This is a genomic window from Nocardia jejuensis NBRC 103114, assembly GCF_001613145.1.
GTDB classification, from domain to species: domain Bacteria; phylum Actinomycetota; class Actinomycetes; order Mycobacteriales; family Mycobacteriaceae; genus Nocardia; species Nocardia jejuensis.
This window is the reverse complement of sequence record NZ_BDBU01000012.1, coordinates 141,878-157,012: the sequence shown is the minus strand read 5'-3', so window position 1 is coordinate 157,012 and position 15,135 is coordinate 141,878. Positions and strand designations below refer to the sequence as shown.

At 66.0% G+C, this 15,135-nt stretch carries 14 protein-coding genes; 6 read left to right on the top strand and 8 right to left on the bottom strand.

What is annotated here, in order from left to right:
* Window positions 1-64: 64 nt before the first annotated feature.
* Genes NJ1_RS09600 through NJ1_RS09590 form a run of 3 tightly spaced genes read left to right on the top strand, consistent with a single transcriptional unit; the run spans window position 65 to window position 2,912 of the window.
* On the top strand, window positions 65-1,078 hold the full coding sequence (locus NJ1_RS09600; RefSeq protein ID WP_067690534.1) for a TIGR03617 family F420-dependent LLM class oxidoreductase: 1,014 nt from the start codon (window positions 65-67) through the stop codon (window positions 1,076-1,078).
* Between the two features lie 5 nt (window positions 1,079-1,083).
* On the top strand, window positions 1,084-1,887 hold the full coding sequence (locus tag NJ1_RS09595; RefSeq protein ID WP_422615746.1) for an enoyl-CoA hydratase/isomerase family protein: 804 nt from the start codon (window positions 1,084-1,086) through the stop codon (window positions 1,885-1,887).
* Entirely contained in the window at window positions 1,884-2,912 is a 1,029-nt protein-coding gene (locus NJ1_RS09590) for an SDR family NAD(P)-dependent oxidoreductase (RefSeq protein ID WP_084477926.1), read from the top strand. Before NJ1_RS09595 ends, NJ1_RS09590 begins: the two co-directional genes overlap by 4 nt.
* A 64-nt stretch (window positions 2,913-2,976) precedes the next feature.
* Here the strand turns inward: NJ1_RS09590 and NJ1_RS09585 are convergent, their stop codons facing one another.
* The 5 genes from NJ1_RS09585 to NJ1_RS09565 form a co-directional block, all read right to left on the bottom strand.
* A complete protein-coding gene (locus NJ1_RS09585) occupies window positions 2,977-4,695 on the bottom strand; it encodes an MFS transporter (protein WP_067690528.1) in 1,719 nt (572 codons plus the stop codon).
* A gap of 408 nt (window positions 4,696-5,103) precedes the next feature.
* Window positions 5,104-6,918: an alkyl/aryl-sulfatase gene (locus tag NJ1_RS09580; RefSeq protein ID WP_067690524.1), complete on the bottom strand. Its 1,815-nt coding sequence runs from the start codon at window positions 6,916-6,918 to the stop codon at window positions 5,104-5,106.
* 227 nt (window positions 6,919-7,145) lie between these two features.
* The gene (locus tag NJ1_RS09575; protein ID WP_067690521.1) at window positions 7,146-7,589 is read right to left on the bottom strand and encodes a DoxX family protein; all 444 of its coding nucleotides are present in this window, start codon (window positions 7,587-7,589) and stop codon (window positions 7,146-7,148) included.
* Between the two features lie 183 nt (window positions 7,590-7,772).
* Window positions 7,773-8,120 carry a DoxX family protein gene (locus NJ1_RS09570; RefSeq protein ID WP_067690909.1) on the bottom strand — a complete coding sequence of 116 codons (348 nt, stop codon included), beginning with the start codon at window positions 8,118-8,120 and terminating at the stop codon, window positions 7,773-7,775.
* Window positions 8,121-8,251: 131 nt separating this feature from the next.
* Window positions 8,252-8,773, bottom strand: a complete 522-nt coding sequence (locus NJ1_RS09565; RefSeq protein WP_067690518.1) for a hypothetical protein — start codon at window positions 8,771-8,773, stop codon at window positions 8,252-8,254.
* A 121-nt stretch (window positions 8,774-8,894) separates the two neighbouring features.
* Here NJ1_RS09565 and NJ1_RS09560 point away from each other — a divergent pair, with 121 nt between their 5' ends.
* Window positions 8,895-9,443 (top strand): TetR/AcrR family transcriptional regulator, encoded by a 549-nt coding sequence (locus tag NJ1_RS09560; RefSeq protein WP_067690515.1) that lies wholly within the window; start codon window positions 8,895-8,897, stop codon window positions 9,441-9,443.
* A gap of 38 nt (window positions 9,444-9,481) precedes the next feature.
* On the opposite strand, the gene NJ1_RS09555 is transcribed toward NJ1_RS09560, so the two are convergent.
* From NJ1_RS09555 to NJ1_RS09545, 3 genes are all read right to left on the bottom strand, one after another.
* Complete coding sequence (locus NJ1_RS09555; protein ID WP_218025159.1) at window positions 9,482-11,620, bottom strand: CHAT domain-containing protein; 2,139 nt, start codon at window positions 11,618-11,620, stop codon at window positions 9,482-9,484.
* Window positions 11,617-12,018: a hypothetical protein gene (locus tag NJ1_RS09550; protein ID WP_157573864.1), complete on the bottom strand. Its 402-nt coding sequence runs from the start codon at window positions 12,016-12,018 to the stop codon at window positions 11,617-11,619. The genes NJ1_RS09555 and NJ1_RS09550 overlap by 4 nt, the downstream gene beginning before the upstream one ends.
* Window positions 12,019-12,208: 190 nt before the next feature.
* Window positions 12,209-12,778 carry a CGNR zinc finger domain-containing protein gene (locus NJ1_RS09545; protein ID WP_067690507.1) on the bottom strand — a complete coding sequence of 190 codons (570 nt, stop codon included), beginning with the start codon at window positions 12,776-12,778 and terminating at the stop codon, window positions 12,209-12,211.
* Between the two features lie 103 nt (window positions 12,779-12,881).
* On the opposite strand from NJ1_RS09545, the gene NJ1_RS09540 reads away from it, so the two are divergent.
* Both NJ1_RS09540 and NJ1_RS09535 read left to right on the top strand, forming a co-directional pair.
* Window positions 12,882-14,099 (top strand): epoxide hydrolase family protein, encoded by a 1,218-nt coding sequence (locus NJ1_RS09540; protein WP_067690504.1) that lies wholly within the window; start codon window positions 12,882-12,884, stop codon window positions 14,097-14,099.
* 225 nt (window positions 14,100-14,324) lie between these two features.
* Window positions 14,325-15,086, top strand: coding sequence for a dienelactone hydrolase family protein (locus NJ1_RS09535; protein ID WP_067690906.1), 762 nt, complete (start codon window positions 14,325-14,327; stop codon window positions 15,084-15,086).
* Window positions 15,087-15,135: the final 49 nt, after the last annotated feature.

Below are 15,135 nucleotides of genomic sequence, written 5' to 3'. Positions count from 1 at the left end.
TTACATCGTACTATGTAATATTGAGAGTCAGTTCGTCCATCCCGACACCACGCACCGAGGCAGAATGAAAGTCGATTTGCAGCTGGACGCGCCGCTCGGCGAAACAGCGGCACGAGCAAGAGAATTGGTCGCCTGTGGCGCGGACGGCCTGTTCACGTTCGAAGGCGCAAAGGATGCGTTCCTGCCGCTGGCCCTGGCCGCGGGCGCGGCACCGGCGGATCTGATGACCAATGTCGCCGTCGCGCTCCCGCGCAGCCCCCTGCACCTGGCCCACGCCGCCTACGATCTGCACCTGCTCAGCGGCGGCCGATTCCGGCTCGGGCTCGGATCGCAGACCCGCCCGCACATCGAAAGGCGTTACGGCGGTGAGTGGTCGAGGCCGGCCGCGCGCATGCGGGAAACAGTACTGGCGGTCAAGGCTATCCTCGGCGCCTGGCAGCACCGCACTCCGTTGCGCTTCGAAGGCGAGTTCACCCGGCACACGCTGATGCCGCCGACCTTCGATCCCGGCCCCAATCCTTACGGCCTGCCGCAGATCTGCCTCGGCGCGCTCGGCCCGATCATGACGCGGGTGGCGGCCGAGGTCGCGGACGGACTGCTGGTCATGCCGTTCAACAGCGCCAGGCACTTTCGCGAGCGCACCCGCCCCGCCCTCGAGGAGGGGCTCGAACGCGCAGGTCGTGATACCGCGGAATTTTCGATCTATCCGCAGGTGGTGGTCGCCACCGGCCGGACGGCGAGCGAACTGGACGCCGCCGCGCGCGGGGCTCGCCGATTGCTCGCCTTCTACGGGTCCACCCCGGCCTACCGCTCGGTTCTGGACGTGGAGGGGTGGGGCGATGTGCAGCCAGAATTGAACGCGCTGTCCAAACGCGGTGCGGTGGAAGCGATGACCGAACTCGTCGATGAGCAGATGCTGGGAACGCTGGCCGTGTACGGCACGCCGGAAGAGTGCGCCGCCGCCATAGCGGAACGCTTCGGGGGCTACGCCGACCGGATCTGTTGTTATTTCCCGGGATACGAGGTCGCCCCGGCCCACGTCGCGGATCTGATCGCCGCGTTGCGGGCGATCCCGTGAGCGGCGTGCGCATCGACACCGACGGCGGTGTCGCGATCGTAACGCTGGACCGCCCGAGGCGACGCAACGCCTTCACCGCCGCTATGGGACGCGCGCTCGGGCAGGCCTACCGTGACCTGGATGCCGACGATTCGGTGCGAGTGCTGGTGCTGACCGGCGCCCCGCCGGCCTTCTGCGCCGGGGCCGATCTGACCGGTGGTGCGGACACCTTCCGAACTCCCAGCGAAGCAACGTTTTCCGCGTCGCCGGTCGATCCGCCCGCCTTCGCGCTGCGCAAGCCGGTGATCGCCGCGATGAACGGGCACGCCATCGGAATCGGCATGACCCTGGCCATGCAGACCGACATTCGCATCGTCGCCGCCGACGCCCGCTATGCCATCCCGCAGGTGCGGTTCGGAGTGCTTCCCGATGCCATGGCGCACTGGACCGTGGCCCGGGTCGCCGGGATGGCGGTGGCGGCCGAGATTCTGTTGTCCGGCAGAACCTTCGACGGCCACGAAGCCTGCCGACTCGGACTGGCCGGCCGCGCCCTGCCCGCCGCGGAGGTGCTCCCGGCCGCCCTCGAACTGGCCCGCGACATGGCGGTCAATACCGCGCCCATGTCCGCGGCGCTGTGCAAAAGACTGTTGTGGGACACCGCGATTCGCGGCCATGACCCCGCCCGTATCGCGGCGCTCGAGACCGAGTTGCATCTGCGGGTCATGGGCCGTCCCGATGCCGCCGAAGGCGTGCGCGCCTTCCTCGAACATCGTGCTCCCGACTGGTCCGCCCGGTTGTCGTCCGAATGGAAGGATCTACCCGAGTCATGAATACCGCTTCCGGTTCCGGCGGAGCCGCCCGGAACTCTGGCAGGACCGCCCGAATTCCCGGCGGCGCGGCACGAGTATTCGGCGGAGTCGCGCGAACGCTGGACGGGGCGGTGCTGACCACCGACGACGTGCTCGACGGGGTCGATCTCACCGGCCGCACCGCGCTGGTGACCGGGGCGACCAGCGGGCTGGGGGCCGAGACGGCGCGCGCCCTGGCCGCCGCCGGCGCCACGGTCGTACTCGCCGCGCGTGATTTCGACGCGGCGGTCATCCGAGCCTGCCGGATCCGAGAACTGCATCCTCGCGCCGATCTGGACGTCATCGGTCTGGACCTGACCGATCAGAGCAGTGTGCGCGCCGCCGCGGGCATGCTGGCGTTGCGGCGCTCGGGCATCGATCTGCTGATCAACAACGCCGGAGTGATGTATCCGCCGCTGACCAGAGTCGCAGGTGGACTCGAATTGCAGTTCGCCACAAACCATCTCGGGCATTTCCTGCTCACGGCCGAACTGCTCCCGGTGCTCGCCGCCACCGCCGCGCGCACCGGGATCCCGGCGCGGGTGATCACCGTGTCCTCCGACGCGCACCGCGCCTATCCGATCGACCTGGACGACCTGCAATTCGTCGAGCGTCCGTACGACAAGTTCGCCGCCTACGCGCAATCGAAGGCCGCGAACGTGCTGATGACCGTCGAAGTGCAGCGGCGCATGGCGGGTGCGCCGGTCGCCGCCTACGCGGTGCATCCGGGGATCTGCGTAACCGGGCTGGCGCGCTTCATGTCTCGCGACGACTTCGACCGGATGCGCCGGCTCACCGTGCGTACTCCCGGGATCCTGACCAATCCGAAATCGACGGAGCAGGCCGCCGCGACCTCGGTATGGGCTGCCACCGCAGCGGAATTGGACCGGCACCCGGGCGCGTACCTCACCGATTGCGCCGTCGGACGCGCCGCCGAACACGCCACCGATCCGGACGCGGCAGGTGAGCTGTGGGACCTGTCCACTCGGCTGACGACCCGGCGGTGAACTACTCAGGCCCGGTGGCAATTCGCCTCCGGGCCTGAGTCATTCGTTGGACCGCATCCGGACCTCAGAACGCGGTGCCACCGGTGGCCGGTGTGCGACCGGACTTCATGATCACCGCGCCGATCAGCGCGATCACCGAGGTCGCCGCCACGAAGTAGAAGCTGAGTTCGTATCCCCGGTCGGCGAACAGCAGCGGTACGTCCTGAGTGACGCTGGGCTGTCCCGTCACCGTGACCTCCGCCCGCACCGGGTTGGCGTTCAAAAACGCTGTGGCGACGGCGATTCCGATACCGGCGCCCATGGCCTGCATGACACCGAGCATGCCCGCGCTGATGCCCTGCTGCTCGGCGGGCACCGCCTCGACGATCAGGTTGGGCGTGGAGGCGTAGTACATCGCGAACCCGATGCCGGTCACCGCCCCGATCAGCGTGAGCGTCACCCAGCCGTGGTCGAGCATCGCGTAGGCGGCGGCGGTGCCGACGAAGACCACCAGTGCCGTGACCAATGGCAGGCGTCCGCCGATCCGCCGAATCCACAGCCCGCCCAGGAAGCCGAACAGCATGGCGATCAACGACTGCGCCAGGGTGACATGGGTGGCGAACTTCATCAGGCTGAAGCCCTCGCCGTAGGTGTAGCCGGGATCGAGCCGCACCTGCACCATGTCCGGTGACAACTGCGCGAGCACCGCCTCCTCGGGCACATGGACCGATCCTGGTGGCAACGTGACCCCGGGCGGCAATGCGGCTCGAGCCTGAGCCTCGGCCTGCGCTTGTGCCTGCGCGAGCGCTTGCGTCTTCACCTGGTCGTACGCCGCGGCTTTAGCCTGCGCCACCACCTCGGACGCCGCCGGCGACTGGATCATGTAGCTGGGCCCGTAGGACTGGACGCCGATCATCAGCGAACCCAGTAGTGCGATGAACAGCACCACGCTCACCCGCGGAGTGAACAGCAGCTTCATATCCATGATCGGCTGGCGCGCACGCATTTCCACGAGCGGGAACAGCGCGAGTAACGCCAGCCCGCCGATCAGCCACGCCAGGGTGGTGGGTTTCAGCCAACCCCAGTCCTGGCCCTTGTCGAGATAGATGAGCGTGAGCGTGGCTCCCGCGCCAAGCAGCAGCACACCCAGCAGATCCAGGCGCTGCGGAGTGCGGAGCTTGGTTTCGGGCACCACGAGGATCAGCAGCGGAATCATGATCAGGGTGAAGATGAACAGGAACCAGAACAGTCCGCGCCAGCTGTAGTGGTCGGTGATGTAGCCGCCGATCAGCGGGCCGATCAGCGCCGAGACGCCGAGGCCGGTGGATGCGATGCCGAGCCCGACCGGAACGAGCCTGCGCGGCATCAGGTCTCGGATCAGGCCGTAGGACACCACGGTGGTCGCGATGGCGGTGGCCTCGAGCCCGCGGCCCAGCAGGAACAGTCCCCAATTGCTGGTGACGGCGCACAGCGCGGTGCCGATCAGGAACAGCACACCGCACACCAGGAACATCTTCTTCTTGCCCCAGATGTCGCTTAGTTTGCCGATCAGCGGCGACACCGCGGCGCCGATCACGCCGAAAACGATGATGGCCCAATTGATATTGGCGCCCTGGCTGGGAAAGGTCGGCGCGATCTGCCGCAGGGCGGCCGCGACCATCACGTACTGCATCGGGGAGATCTCGGTGAACAGCACGATGACGGCGAGAACCGAATAGATCCGCCATTTCGAGGCGCCGTCGAGTCGTGCGGAATCGTCGAAGTCGGGGGCCGAAGGCGCCGCGTTGTCGACAGAGGTGGACATAAACGTCCTCCAGAAAGGGGTGGGTAACACGTCGCGTGAAACGTGTCATGCCCCTGACCAGTACGGCTCCGGTCGATTCCACTCAGCGGGACTCGGGAATGCGGAATTGTTCGAAATATGACTATCAGGAATAGAACTTGCGCGAAATACCGCAGCGCGAAGACCGAAAATAGCACAGCGCGAAGGCAATCGGCGCGCGGTAGTGATGAGCTGCGCTGATCGGCCGGCGGCGCACGAGCCCGCCGCCTGCTGCGAGACGGGCGGTGAACCTCACGGGCGGAATCCCGCCGGGTCGGTAGCCGAATCCAGCTCCGACACGCTCACCCGTGCGGATCGAATCCGCTTATGCGGCAGTAGGACTGCCGATCCGCACGAATGGGCGATGGTCGACCGAACGGGTGTTGCCCGCTACGGGGTGACGATGGCGAAATCCACGTCCGCGGTGTCGAGCAGACCCGCGAGGGTGGCGAGCACCTTCGGGTCGCCCTCGACACCCACACCGTCGAGGCCCTGGCCCGCCAGCACGCCCAGCAACTGAGCCTTGGTGAGGGTCAGGGTGAGTTCGGCGGGACCGTGGTGCGGAGCGGCCGTCGTCGCGGTGCGGTGTGTGAGAGCGCCGTTGGAGAGGGTGAGGCGCACCGTCTCCCCGCCGTCCACCTTCCAGTCCATGATGAAACCGGTCTGTGCGGCCTTGGGCCCGTTCACCCGCACCGCCATCGAATCGATGAGCATCTCCACGGTCAGGGCCATCGCCATTTCCGGGTTGTTCGTGTCGATCTCGGTGTGGATCACGCCTTTACGCAATTCGAGCGCACCGGAGAGGTAGAAGTTGCGCCACGGGCCGTTCTCCGCGCCGCGGCCCAGTTGGTCGTAGACCGCCGCGAGGGTTTCCTTCGCCGCGGAATTTCCCGGTTCGGCGAAAATCGCGTGGTTGAGAAGTGTTGCGGCGAAACGCAAGTCGCCCTCGTCGAGGTAGCTCTTCGCCTTGGCGACGACGGCGTCGACGCCGCCGTAGTCCACGACGTAGCGCTTGGCCTGCTCGACCGGCGGATGCTCCCACAGGTGCGCGGGGTTGCCGTCGAACCAGCCCATGTAGCGCTGGTAGATCGCCTTCACATTGTGGCTGACCGACCCGTAGTAGCCGCGATTGGCCCACATGCTGTCCAGGGCGTCGGGCAGCTGCAAGGTCTCGGCGATCTCGGGGCCGGTAGCGCCGCTGTTGAGCATGCGCAGGGTCTGATCGTGCAGGTAGGCGTACATATCGCGCTGGCCGGACAGCAGACTCACGAAGCGATCCGCGCCCCACACCGGCCAGTGGTGCGAGGCGAACGAGACGTCGATCTTGTCGGCGAACATGGCGATCGCCTCGTCGAGATAGCGCGCCCAGATGCGCGAGTCGCGCACCACCGCACCGCGCAGGGTGAGGATGTTGTGCATGTTGTGAGTCACGTTCTCGGCCATACACATCGCGCGCCGGTCCGGGAACAGGAAGTTCATCTCCGAGGGCGCTTCGGTGCCCGGAGTCAGCTGGAAGACGATGCGCACACCGTCGACAGTCTCCTCCTGGCCTGTGCGCGTGATGTCCACGGTCGGCGGGATCAGGGTGATGGTGCCGGTCGAGGTGGTCATGCCCAGGCCGCAACCGATCTGGCCGTCCGGTCCCTTGGGCAGGTTCGCGCCGTACATGTAGGCGGCGCGCCGCGTCATGGCCGTTCCGGCGTAGACGTTCTCGCTCACCGCGTGCTCGAGGAAGCCCGAGGGCGCGATGATCGGAATCTCGGCGTGCCCGTGCGGGACGACGCCGCGCGCGCCACCGAAATGATCGCCGTGCGAGTGGGTGTAGATCAGGCCGGTCACAGGACGGTCCCCGCGATGCTCGCGGTACAGCGCCAGCGCCGCGGCGGCGGTCTCGGCCGAGATCAGCGGATCGATGACGATGACGCCGGTGTCGCCCTCGATGATCGTCATGTTGGACAGATCGAGGTTGCGGACCTGATAGATGCCCTCGGTCACCTCGAACAAGCCCTGCTTGTTGGCCAGCTGGCCGATCCGCCACAGGCTCGGGTTCGCGGTGGGCGGGCATTCGCCGTCCAGGAAGCCGTAGGCGTCGCCGTCCCAGATCACTTTCCCGTCCGCCGTCGAGATCACGGCCGGCGACATCGCGGCGATGAATCCCCGGTCGGCGTCGTCGAAGTCGGTCCGGTCCTCGTAATCCAGCGACATTGTCCGCTCCTTCTCGGTGACATCCTGATCCGATGTGCCGAGCGTTCCCGCAGCGGGCGGCCGCCGCCTCACCCGACACGGGTGAATTTCATTCCGGATTCATCACTCGTCGCCCGCGACGCCTCAGTCGCGATGTCCCGCCTCGACTCGAGGCGGGCCCTCTGTACCTGCCGGAGCCAGGAGACGCATCTGGACGGCGGCCGCACCTACTGCCCGACCGTGCCGCACTAGGAGTTCGTCAGTGCCCGTCGGTCGCGCCACACGCCGACCGCGTCGGTCGCCAGCAGTGCCCACGCGACGAGCGCCGGCTGGAACACGAGCCGAACAGCGCGTTTGGCATCGGAATCGAGTCCGAACGCATCGCGATGCTCGACCAGTTGCGCGATGTTGCCGGGGAAAATGACAACGAAGAACGCCGCGACGATGGCACCGACCAGCGCCCGCCGAGGCTGCTTCCATGTCAGCAGAAGCGCGCTGCCGAGCGTGATTTCCACGACTCCCGAGGCCAGAACGACGAAGTCGGTGTCGAGCGGGAACCACGAGGGCACCTGGGCGCGGAAGTCCTCGCGAGCGAAGGTCAGGTGGCTCGTACCCGCGGACACGAGCATCACACCGAGGAAGGCCTGTGCCGCCAGCCGCACCCTGGACGTGCTTTTACCGTTGATCACCATGGGGAAAGCATCGCACACGATGTATCGGGTGAGGCGAGAGTGCGGACGATGGAGGTGATCGTGTCGACCTCATTTCCGCGAAATGCTTTGTAGGTCAGCAATTTCGGGTATGAGGCGGAGGCTGGATCCCGCTGGGGGTGATGCCGGGTCGCGGGTCTCGGTCCCTCCGGTCGGAAGCTCTGCCTACGCGGCCACGCCCAATCCCAGCGCGACCGCGACCGGAATCAGATACAGCATCGGAAACGCCACAGTGGCGTACGAGCGGGCGCGCAGAACGGTGATCACGGCTCCGGCGAAGTACACGATCAGTCCGATTGCGGCCACGACCCCGATGGCCGGGACGAACAAGCCGGCGATCAGCCCGAGCGCGCCCGCGGCCTTGGCCAACCCCAAAGGCGTCCACCAGGATTGCGGCACTCCGTATTCCACCAAGGGATCCGCTACGAACGCGGCCTCGCGCAGGAGCGAGAACGCCGAGAATCCGACCCAGGCGGCGGTGATGACGGTGATGATGACGTAGGCGGTGCTCATGGCAGTCTTCTCGGCTTTCATGGTGGAGGGGTGGCGGCACCAGTGCGCCGCCGGATTTGGTACCGGGGATGTGAATCGCGTTGCGATCTAGGGAAGTTGCGTGTCCCGGGGGGAGGTTCTTCCGGCTGCGACTAGTGATTCGCGGCCGAGGTGTCGGCGAGCCGGTCGGCACTCGCCGCCAGCAGCGTCCGGACGAATCCGAGGTGCGCCGGCAGCGCCCGGTCCCACACCGCGCGCGCGGCCGGATCGTGGAACCGGACGAAAGTTGCCAGCAGAACGCTGTTCTCATTGCGGCGGAACAGCAGTTGCCCCTCGAAGCCGAAGTCGGACGCGGTGTGTAGCAGGACGTATTCGGGGTCGACGTGCGCGATCGGCCAGCCCGCGACGGTGTGTGCGGTGCCGACCGCCCGCAAGCGCAGAGCGATGATCTGCCATGCCCGCTCGAGGGCGATCCGCGTCTCGCCCGGCACGTTCTCGAGGATGATCCGGGCCCATTGTTCGGCCGAATAGTCGCCCGAGTAGTCGGTGAACAGCAGATGTGCGTCGCCGTGGTGGATGTCCTCCAATGTGCTGAAGGCCAGCAGCTCGGCGTCGACCTCGACCGCTTCGACGGCGGTTTCGGCGCGTTCTTCGCTCGCGTCGGGGTGTGTCATTCGTGAGTCCTGTCGATCTGTTCCAGGGGTGACCGGCAACCCGGCCAATAGATACAGAACAGTACTGTATCTATCTGGAATGGTGTAATCAAGAGCCCCACGACTGATTGGTTGACTGCCGATGGCCCCTCCGGTGCGAACTCCGCGTCAGGCGTGGATCGATGCCGCCTTGACGATCCTGGCGACTTCGGGGCCGGACGCCATCCGGGTGGAAACCCTTGCCGCCGAACTGGGTGTGACCAGAGGTGGGTTCTACCGGCAGTTCGCCGATCGCCAAGAGTTGCTCGATGTTGTGCTCGATACCTGGGAGCGCCGCAGCATCGACGAGGTCCTGCGGCGTCTGGAAGGGGAAGGCGGTGACGCCCGAACCAAAGTCCGGAAGGCGGGCACGCTGACCCTCTCGAGGGAATTGATGCCCATCGATCTGGCCGTGCGCGAATGGGCCCGCCGCGAGCCTGCCGTCGCCGTGCGCCTCGCACGCGTCGACAACAGCCGGATGGACTATCTACGCGAACTCATCGGCACCCTGCACAGCGACCCGCGCGAGGTCGAGGCCCGCAGCATGCTCGCCTTCTCCCTGATGATCGCCGACTACCTGATCGCCGCCGATCACCGCACCGGCACGCGCACGGACATCATCCGAAGCGCTTCGGAGTTGATACTGGGCTGAGTCTCGACAGCCTGCAGGTCTCGGAGCTCGGGAGCGTCTCACCACCGTCCGAAAAGGCACAGAGCTCCGGTCGTCGGAGCTGATGCGGTGTCCAGTTGTCTGGCAGCGGCCAACACAGCCTGAGCAAACGAGTGGTTGTCGGCGTAGAGGCGGTAGGCGTGTGACATCAGCGTCCCGCTGCTCTCATCGTCGATCTCCCAGATCCCTCCCAGCACCAGGGAGGCTCCACCGGATATGGCCGCGAGAGATGCCGCGATGGAATTGTTGGCCAGGGAGGTACGCCCGGACCAACAGCAGCCGAGATTGACGACTGAGGGCAACGGCAATTCGAGCAGATCGAGCAACGGGACGCGTTCGGAACCGAAATCCATCTCGAATTCCGCACCGGCGGAGAACGATCCATGCGCGCCGATGCACAGCAGATCGACTTCGGCCCCGGTGAGCAGTGTCGCCAGCCCGGCGAGATCGGTTGCGGGTCGGTACTCGATCCGGTGCTCGCGATGCAATTCCAGCAGTGTGGCGTGTTCCGCGCCGGCACCCTTCATATCGGGATTGAAAAACGACACCACGCGTCGCCGATCGGCGGGCCCCGGCGGGCGCAGACGCATCGCCGAAGCCGCTGAAGGGACGACCGCGAATTGGTCGACGAACTCCGGGACGATGCGCATCCACGGGAATTCCCACGATGTCGAGTCCGGGATCACGCATATGCCCCGAGCGTCGTCGGTGGGGCGGAGATTCCCGAACACCGTGCCGCCGAGCCAGGCGATATCGCCCGGATCCGCCGTTTCCGATGCCTCGTTGAGCGTGCCGCGTACGACATCGGCCTGCTCATGCGTGAGTGAGATATCGCGAACCACGCAGGATTCGCTGCCTGCTGTCACCGTGATCACCCGGAGGTGATCTCCGGACAGGGCCGGATCGGACGGATCATCGTTGTCGTGCAGGATCTCGACCCAGACGAAGGACGCACCGGGCATGGCGGTCTTCAAGTCCGCCATGCTGATCAGCTGCGGATCACGTTGCAGCGCATCGACAATGGAGATGTCGGTGAGTGACCTCGCCACCGTGCCGAGATCGGCCGAATGGTGGTCGAGTGCCACTCCCATGCGCACATCGCCGATGAAATCCACCACTTGGGCAGCGATGCTCGACCCCGGATGGTCGCGCTCGGTGTGTGCGGCGGCCGTGCTGTAGTCGGCGAAGATATTGTCCAGCGGCAGCAGGGGTTTCGCCTTGGCGACGTGATCACTGGAAAGTCTGAGCATGCTCGAGCGAAAGTCGTCGGGTGTCTGGAGCTGCCCCGAGCGAAGCTTGAAAATTTCCGAGAAGAGCCGGTACGCCCCCGCATGTCCGGGAGTCTCCGCATCACCTGTCGCCAATCCGTACCAGTGTGCGGCGTCGACGTAATTCCCCGCCTCGGCGGCAGTGGCCGCCCGACTCGTCGCCGACTTTCTGCGGCCCGCCTCGTGCTCGTCCATCCACCGCAGGATTCGGCGCGCACGGGCGTTGGCCGGGTCGGACGTCCGGACTGCGAGCAATTGTGTTCGGCATTGGGTGCGCAGGCGGGTGAACTCCGCGGGCTTCATGCGCACCGAGGGAAGTTGCGCACGATAGAAGAGGAACAGCGCGGAGTATCCCGGCGAGTGCTCAGCGCGATCGGCTGCTCGCAGAACACGCTCGAGCAGTGCCGAGCGTCCGGCGTCGTGCGCGGCAGCTGCTGCGACACAGAGCGATTCGGAATGATCCCGGTTCTCGGTCGAACGCGCGATCAGCAACAGCATCGCCTCCACCACCGCGGACACCGCTGAGGAGTCGACCTGGTACGCGTTGTGATCATCGGCGCATGCGGTGAGAACATCGAGCATCTGTTCCACCGGCATGGCGCCGACGATCTCCAGCACACCGCTGGTCTCTATGCCCGACATCCTCGCCGTTTCGCACTTGCGAGCCAGCTCGCGCGCGGCGACCCCGGCGACGATGTTCACCACGGAGGCGAGCGTGGCAGATCGCGTCGCATCGAGGTTGCTCGACACGAATTCGGCATCGCTTCGGAAGAAGGCCTTCCGCCGCAGCAGTTCGAACAGACGGTCGGCGACTTTGAGCCGAGCGAGGTCCTCATCGCTCAGCGTGCTGAGCACCACGGGTGAGGGCCTGCGTATTCGTCCCAGCTTCAACTGGTTTCATCTTCCGGGCACAGTGTCTCGGTAAGCAGGCGGGTGATGGCTTCGATGTCGACGTCTCCGGTGACTGTCAATGTCAGTTCGCCCCCGGGTCCCTTTGCCGAGATCGTCGCGGAATCGTCGGTCGACGACCCGGATTTCGGTAGCAGCTTGTGGATTCGATCCGACACATCGGCCACGGTGGAGGGGACCTGAAGGATTGTCAGCACCGTCGTCGCGCCGGTCCACACCGACATCACGATCTCCCAGGTACTTCGGCGCGGCGACGCGGGCGATACTCCGGCGACGCCCTGCAGGGCTTCGGCGACTTCGATCGGAACGGTGACACGGATCGCGCTCATATAGCTCCTGGAGCTGTTTCGATAGCGGAAATCAGGACCCGACAGGTCCATCGATCACACGGAAATATCGGCAACCCGGTCGCGTGGCCGACGACACGACCATACGCGCAGCGCCGCGCTTCGGAGTGTGAAAAGTGTTATCGGGCAACATGTTAGGGACGTTCACTATCGATCTCGGGATCGTCCGGAGCAAGGCGGGCCGGCTCGCGCACGCGGGCAGTTGGCTGGCGCAGGGAATTGTTCAGCCTTCGGCGTTCTTGCGCCGGCCGGCGTTGAAGCGCGCCTTCTTCTGCCGATTTCCGCACGTGTTCATGTCGCACCATCTGCGGGTGCGGCTCTGGCTCGTGTCGAAGAACGCGGCCTGGCAGGTCGGCGAGGCGCACAGGGCCATTCTGCCGTCTCGTTCGCCCGCGATGATGCTGATCGCGTCGGCGGCGATCACCCCCAGGGCGTCCGCTACCTCGGTTGCCGAATTCAGATGCCATCGTCGAGTGCCCTCGGGTGTGAGAACGGCCGCCGCGCGCCCCTGCAGGCTGCGGTCGTTGATGACTCGGACGGCGGGCGTGGGGAGGGCTTCGTGGAGTGCGGTCGCCGTCGCCGCAGCGTGAATCGACTCCCGCAGTTCCCGGGCGAGGGCTAGTTGAGCGGTGGTGCAGGAGTTCACTGCCAGGCCGCTCACCGTCAGCCAGTCGACCAGTCGCTGCGGTGTGGGGATGCGCTCGATCGCGTCGCCGCGACGCTCGGTCAGCGTTGCCGTGAAGCTGGTAGCCAGCACGGTGCCGAGGCGAAATTCGGGGAACTCAGCAGGCATGGAACCACCTTAGCCGGTTGCAGGACGGGTGAAGCTCATGTTAGAACCGTCTTAGCCGGTTCGCATTCATCGGCGGCCGGCTCCGCGACGACCAGGAGGTCTCATGTCCGCACTCGACCACCTCGATCCGGTTCCCACCCCCGGCGACACGGGCGTATACGCCTTCGAAACCCATACACCCGAGGCCGAACTCGACGATCTGCGCGCGCGATTGGCCGCGGCCCGGCTACCGGAGCCGGAGACGGTCCACCGTGCCGCGCCGGACCCGCGCCGGTGGGATCAGGGTGTTCCGCTCGCCGACCTCGTCGAGGTCGTGAATTACTGGCGCACCGGGTACGACTGGCGCGCCTTCGAAGAGCGCCTCGACCGGATCGGCCAATTCCGCACGAGCATCGACGATCTGCGAATTCACTTCCTGCACAAGCGATCAGCGCGTGCGGACGCTACTCCGTTGATCCTGACGCACGGCTGGCCGGGCAGCATCGCCGAATTCATCGATGTCGTAGACGAACTCGCCGATCCGAACGATGCGGGGAAGCCTGCCTTCCACGTCGTGGTGCCGTCGCTACCGGGATTCGGTTACAGCGACAGGCCCGCCACCACCGGATGGGGAACCGAAAAGATCGCGGCCGCATGGGTGGAACTGATGAGCAGGCTCGGCTACGGCAGGTTCCTGGCCCACGGTGGTGACTGGGGAGGGAACATCATCACGGTGCTCGCGGGCAGGTTCCCGGAGCATGTGCTCGGCATCCACACGACGTTCGCGGAGTCGCCGCCCGGAATGACCGTGGACGGGTTGACGCCGGCCGAGCGGAAATGGACCGAGGACACTCGGGATTTCTGGCACCATCGCGCTGCCTACGCGAAGCAGCAGGCGACCCGGCCGCAGACCATCGGCTATTCGCTCGTCGACTCACCGATCGGGCTTCTCGCCTGGATCCTGGACAAGTTCGCCGAGTGGAGCGATACCGACGACAGCCCGTTCGAGACGATCTCCATGGACCGCGTTCTGGACGACGTCACGCTGTATTGGCTGACGCGGACCGGCGCGTCGGCGGCTCGCATCTACTACGAAAGCCACAACTCACTCGACCCCGACCTTCGGGTCGACGTCCCATCGGCGATCACCATCTATCCCCGCGACATCGAGAAGTATCCGCGCGCGTGGGCGCAGGAGCGGTACCGGCGCATCGTCCGGTGGAATTCGCCGGAAACCGGTGGACACTTCCCGTCTCTGGAGGTGCCCGGGTATTTCGTCGAGGACCTGCGGGAGGGTCTCGCGGCGGTGTTGGCCGCCGGTACGGTCGGTCCTCGGCCGTGATGCCCGGATCGCTTGCGAGGACGAGGGTTCCGAGAAACCTGTTGACGGGATACCGGGCGCTGCTGCTAGTCTCTTGCGGTCCGTGACACACGCAAGGAGGTGAGACCCATGAACGCAGTAGTTGACGGGTGCTCCCCTTTCCGTTCACGGACGGTCGGTTGACAGTGGTGTCGCCGGGAGCGCCGAGAGGCACTTCCGAAAGGCAATACCATGAACCACAACACCATTCACTTCAACGCTGAGACGTCCTTCGATGGCGTTCTGGAGCGTTCCTTCACACTCGGCGACATCACCGGTGTGCTCTTCTCACCCGAATCCGGCCCTGTGCTCGGCGCGCCACTGCTGCTGAGCGGACACAGCGGCGGCATGCACAAGCGAGCGCCCGGACTCGTCGCCAGTGCTCAGCATCTGGTGACGACCAGGGGATACACGGTCGCTGCCATCGACGCGCCCGGGCACGGCGATCGTCCGCGAAACGCCCGGGACCGGGAGTGGGTGGAGGCACTGCATGCCGCCCGCGCGGCGGGGGAGTCGATGGATCAGATCATCACCGACTACAACACCTCGCTCGCCGAGCGGGCGGTACCGGAGTGGCAGGCGACCATCGATGCTCTGCAGGCGCTGCCGGACATCGGTGCTGACGTGCCGATCGGCTACGGCGGCACCACCCTGGGCGTCGTGATCGGGTTGATGCTCGCGACGGCCGAACCCCGAATCGCCGCAGCGGCTTTCGGGCCAGTTCTCGCATTCGACGCCGTGATCGAGGCTGCCCGGCAGCTCACGATCCCGGTCGAGTTCACGATCTCCTGGGACGATTCGGAGATCGGCCGCCAGCCCGGCCTGAGATTGTTCGATGCCTGTGCCTCCGTGGACAAGGCATTGCACGTCTATCCGGGCAGGCATCAGCAGATGTCCGCGTTCATGGCCGACAATCACGCCCGGTTCTTCGACAACCATCTCGGTTGGGCAGGCGTACCGGCGATCTGATCCGACGGCAGTCGGCGTCCGGCATCGAGCTGGACGCCGACTCCGCCGA